Source organism: Streptomyces chiangmaiensis (assembly GCF_036281785.1).
In the GTDB taxonomy this organism is placed as follows: domain Bacteria; phylum Actinomycetota; class Actinomycetes; order Streptomycetales; family Streptomycetaceae; genus Streptomyces; species Streptomyces chiangmaiensis.
Genome location: NZ_JAYWVC010000609.1, coordinates 1 through 1,115, shown reverse-complemented (window position 1 = coordinate 1,115; position 1,115 = coordinate 1). Strand labels below are relative to the sequence as shown.

Sequence of the window (1,115 nt, the reverse complement as noted above, 5' to 3'; positions counted from 1 at the left end):
CTGGAGTTCGGTGCGACGTCCCCAGCGAACACTGGGGTTCCACAGAAGCAAGGCTGTCCTAGCCCATGAAAAGGGGGTCTCATCTGCGGGAACACGTGGCGGCATGGCGACGGGGCGTGTCACTTAGCGCTGGCATACCTGCAGGTCGGCGGCCCGGGACCTGTCAAGTCCACTCGTGGAGTGTCGCGTTGCAGTGCACCACGCTACTGGCCCGGAGCACACCACGCGGCCTGCCTTTGCAAGCATTCGCCAAGTCAAGATGCTTGCATATCAGGGCAATTCGCTGTTCGCGACCAGCAAAAGTGAGGCGCTGGACCAATGACGGCACCGCGCTGACCTGCGCGTGTCTCTAGGACTAGCGGCACGCCCCCATCTAGATCAATATCGCATTCGCGCGGGTCATCAGGGCTTTTCGTGGACTAGGGTGCCTCCACTTCTGTGGAACCCCGGGAACAGCGAGTCGTTTGGACTGATGGAGGAGGGCGAAGGTCTGCTTGACGACGTAGCGGAGCTTACCCAGGCCCTCGCTTCGCTGGGTCGCCTACGCCCGACGCAACTGGGCCCAGTACCTCGCAGCTGGGACCGACGCCCTGGAGGAACCACCCGGGGGTGTCGGCTGCCAATGAGGTTCGCGATTCGTCAAGCAGCTGAGTTAATCGATAAGGTGCCAGGTCACGACCGCACTCCGTTCGATCCACGGGCCGGTCAGGGCTCTGCCGCAGTTGGTGGCACCTCCACGGCTGCCGTGCTGATCTCTGCCTGCCCGGGCCCTGGGATACGGGGGCGATCCTCACGGCGGGGCAGTCGGGCCCCGGCCGACGGGTCAGGAGGAACGAGTGGCACAGATCATCACCGAGGTCTCACGGACGTTCAACGAGTTTTTGCTCTTGCCTAACCGGACTCGGACCGACTGCTCGGCTGCGACCGTTGACCTGCGCACGCCCCTGGTGCGGCACATCGCGGGCGAGGCGTCAGCGATCGAGATGCAGTCACCGTTCACGTCGGCGATCATGCAGGCCGTCAGCACACCCGATCTTGCGACCGCGCTCGCGCGCAACGGTGGTCTCAGCTTCCTGCACCACAACCAGCCGATCCAGGACCAGGCTGCAGCGGTT

Annotated in this window: 1 protein-coding gene; it reads left to right on the top strand. The window is 64.1% G+C overall.

All coding sequences use genetic code 11. The features are described from left to right. Window positions 1-836: 836 nt before the first annotated feature. Window positions 837-1,115: IMP dehydrogenase (locus VXC91_RS45935; protein ID WP_329513259.1), on the top strand; the 279-nt coding region annotated here is incomplete at its 3' end.